Consider the following 3,996-nt stretch of genomic DNA (forward strand, 5'->3'; position numbering starts at 1 on the left):
TGGCGACGAGAATGAATCTCGTCGTCAAAAAATGGAGTTTCTCGGCTGAAAATGGCGACGAGAAAAGGTCTCGTCGCCAAAAATCAATGGAAAATGGGTCGCGTAATTCATAAAATTGAAAGACTTTGATTGCAATGTTTGACATAAGGGAAATAGGATAATATAATTGTCACGATTTAAAGATAGTTTTCATTGTTACATCCTTTGACTATTACATGCAATTATCCTAACTTCATTGAATTATAAGGAGAAAGATTAATTTGAAAAAAACAAAGGGTATCCATCATATATCAGCAATTGTTGGCCATCCCCAAGAAAATATTGATTTTTATACACGGGTGTTAGGGTTACGCCTGGTAAAAAGAACGGTAAACTTTGATGATCCGGGAGCTTATCATTTCTATTTTGGCGATGAAAAGGGAACTCCGGGAACTATTATCACGTTCTTCCCATGGCCAAATGCAAAATATAAAGGAAGAATCGGAGGAGGCCAAGTTGGGGTTACATCTTATGTTATTCCTTTTGGAGCAATGCGTTTCTGGGAAAACCGTTTAAAGGAATTCTTTATTCCGTATAAAAAATCCGCTCGCTTTGGTGAACAGTATTTGCAATTTGTTGATCCGCACGGGTTACATTTGGAATTGGTGGAGCGAAACGAAGGAAAACGAAATGAATGGAGTGTTGACGGAATCACTTCTGAAGTAGCAATTAAGGGGTTTGGTGGTGCCTTATTATTGTCTACCGATCCGGAACGAACTTCAGAAATGCTATATAAGGTGCTCGGGCTTGATTTTGTTGGTGAAGATGAGGATTATATCCGCTTCCGTTCACTGGATGATCTGGGAAATATCATTGACATAAAGAAAGATCCGGTACCACAAGGACGAATGGGTGTTGGGACGGTACATCATATTGCGTGGCGTGCGGATGAACAAATGGACCAAGCCCAATGGAAAAAGCTAATAGAAAGCGATGGTTATCAAGTAACCGATGTGAAGGACCGAAATTATTTCCATTCGGTTTATTTTCGGGAACCGGGAGAAATTTTATTTGAAATTGCCACCGATGTTCCCGGGTTTTTAATAGATGAACCTTGTGATCATTTAGGAGAAGAACTAAAATTACCACCTCAATTCAAGCACTTACGAGGAAAAATAGAAGCCGGTCTTTTACCAATTGAAGTGCCGGTAGCGATAAAAAATGATTAATCAAATAAGTGGTCAACCATTAATGTGGTGTTTGCCCCATTTTTCTTGATTTTTCCCCGACTTTGCCAATTTCAAAAAAATAAAAGGGTGAAAACATTGATTTAATAATGTTTCCAACCTGTATTATCGTTTTTACTATGTATATATGCTTTAATCTTTTTATAAAACTATTTGTACAATAATTTGAAAAAGCCTTATGTAAATAGTTTTATGCATATCTACATTCAAAAAATAATTAACTCCTTGAAAATGTTGATCTGACAATGTTTTCAAGGAGTTTTTACTGTCAAAGTCGGGAAAAATAAAATCAAGGTTAGCCAATATTGGCATCCGGTTAATCGAAGTATTCCGTGAACCGGTTCGACAAGCCTTGTTGGAAAGTAATCGGTTTGAAGCACCGTTAACAATCGATGAAGTGGCAGAAAAAGCATCACGGTTCATCAATTTGGGCAATCAAATGGGTGAAGGGTGGTTGTTAACCGGAGAAATAGCTGAATTGATGGATGCCGGTGTAGACAATGTTGTCTGCGTCCAACCGTTTGGCTGTCTGCCGAACCATGTTATTGCGCGCGGAATGTTTAATGCTATCAAACAATTCTACCCGAATGCGAACCTGATTGCTATCGACTTTGATGCAAGCATTAGTAAGGTGAATCAAATCAATCGGATCAAGTTGATGATCAGTATCGCCAAAAACGGCATGGTACAGAGGAATATTTAAGAATCAGACTCGAGGATGATTTGAACAAATTTTTCACAAAACAACTCCAATTGTTTCCATTCCGACGAAAAGGCATTAAAATGGAAATATCGAAAGGAGTGAAAGAGATGAAATATGTAGACACATGGGATTTAGATGCGATTATTCCCGGTGGAACGAAATCACCTGAACTGCAAGAAAAATTGCAAAAAATTGATCAGCAAATAAACGAGTGGGAGCAACTGATTAAGCAATGGAATTTTTCAGAAAACCAATCAGCTGAACCATTTAAAAGGATTTTAGAAAAACAGGAAACCATTGAAAAAGGGCTTTCCCAATCGGCAACATTTGTACAAATGTGGCATGATGCATTCATGAATGATGAATACGCCAATGTCGTTATGGGTCAGATTTTAGATTTAGACAGTAAGTTGGAAAATATAAATACAGCTTTTACGAAAAAGTTGGTGGCCATTTCGGATCAAGATTGGAACACATTTTTACAAGATGATGAGTTAAAAAAGGTCGCCTTTGCCCTAAATGAAATTCGTGATAAAGGAAAGCGGCTTTTATCTGAGGCGGAAGAAAAAATTATTACGGAATTAAATAAAGACGGGCTGACGGCATGGAGCAGACTGTATGATACTGTGGTTTCCATGATGACGATTCCGTTTACTGATAAAGACGGAAAAACGGTGGAACTTTCTGTCGGTCAAGCGATGAATCGAATGTATGCTGATCCGGATCCGGAAGTTCGGAAACAATTGTTTACAAATTGGGAAGCAGCCTGGGAAAAATTCGCACCAATCTTTACTGACACGATAAATCATTTAGACGGGTTCCGAATTACTTTGCAAAATTTCCATAACCGCAAAGACTATTTGGAAGAACCGCTGGAATATAATCGGATGACAAAAGATACATTGGATGCGATGTGGACAGCAGTTGCTAATAATAAACAACCATTCATCGACTTTTTAAAGCAAAAGGCAAAACTGCTTGACATGGAGAAATTAGGATGGCAAGATGTCGATGCTCCGGTTACGGTGGGTGACAGTAAAGCGACTCGTTTTACATATGATGAAGCTTGTGATTTTGTCATTGAAAACTTTGCCAGCTTCGGTCCGAAATTGGCAGACTTTGCAAAACATGCCCTGGAAAATCGTTGGGTGGAGGCAGAAGATCGCCCGAATAAACGGCCGGGCGGGTATTGTACAGATTTACCGGAATTTGAAGAGTCCCGGATTTTTATGACATTTACCGGTTCAATGAGCGATGCCAGTACGCTTGCCCATGAATTAGGCCATGCATTTCATAGTCATGTTATGCGGGATTTGCCGACATTAAATCGGAATTATGCCATGAACGTTGCTGAAACGGCCAGCACGTTTGCGGAAACGATTATTGGGAATGCAACAGTCGCTAATGCAAAAACTGATGCGGAAAAAATTTCGCTACTAAATGATAAACTTGGCAATGCCGTTGCTATGTTTATGAATATCCATGCCCGGTTTATTTTTGAAAATAACTTTTATCAAGAACGGACGAAAGGAATTGTCTCCGAACAACGCTTAAATGAGTTGATGGTGGAAGCACAAAAAGAAGCTTATTGTGATAGTTTGGCCGGGTATCATCCGCATTTTTGGTGCAGCAAATTGCATTTCTTTATCGATGATGTACCGTTTTACAACTTTCCGTACACATTCGGCTACTTGTTCAGTTTAGGTATTTATGCAGAATTCCTGAATAATCCGACCGGCTTCGAGGAAAAATATATTGCCTTGTTGCGGGACACCGGCATGATGAAAGTGGAAGAACTAGCAATGAAACATCTCGGTGTTGATTTAACGAAACCTCAATTTTGGGAAGCCGGTATTCAACTGGCAGCGAAAGACGCTGAAGAGTTTATCCGCTTGTCGGAAAAATTGGTTTAGGGTGAAATTCAATTTATACTGCGTGCTGTTATAGGCGCGGTATGAATTGAATTTTTATAATAAAATACTACTCAGGGTTTGTGAAGCATAATACGATAAAAAAAATATGAGACACAAGCAAGGTTCAATTTATTAGTGAAGTATATCTGGAGAA

General features: G+C 38.9%; 3 protein-coding genes. All 3 read left to right on the forward strand.

Annotated features, from left to right (window positions below):
• Window positions 1-260: 260 nt before the first annotated feature.
• Window positions 261-1,208 carry a ring-cleaving dioxygenase gene (locus LIZ98_RS17025; protein WP_227140353.1) on the forward strand — a complete coding sequence of 316 codons (948 nt, stop codon included), beginning with the start codon at window positions 261-263 and terminating at the stop codon, window positions 1,206-1,208.
• 370 nt (window positions 1,209-1,578) lie between these two features.
• A complete protein-coding gene (locus LIZ98_RS17030; protein ID WP_227203154.1) occupies window positions 1,579-1,929 on the forward strand; it encodes a hypothetical protein in 351 nt (116 codons plus the stop codon).
• Between the two features lie 107 nt (window positions 1,930-2,036).
• Complete coding sequence (locus LIZ98_RS17035) at window positions 2,037-3,842, forward strand: M3 family oligoendopeptidase (protein WP_227140355.1); 1,806 nt, start codon at window positions 2,037-2,039, stop codon at window positions 3,840-3,842.
• Window positions 3,843-3,996 lie beyond the last annotated feature (154 nt).

The sequence above is a fragment of the Caldibacillus sp. 210928-DFI.2.18 genome (genome assembly GCF_020554505.1).
Lineage (GTDB): Bacteria > Bacillota > Bacilli > Bacillales > Caldibacillaceae > Caldifermentibacillus > Caldifermentibacillus hisashii.

What these genes read in the sequence shown, in the direction of transcription:
- LIZ98_RS17035 (WP_227140355.1), top strand. Translation starts at nt 2,037, where the DNA reads ATGAAATATGTAGACACATGGGATTTAGATGCGATTATTCCCGGTGGA.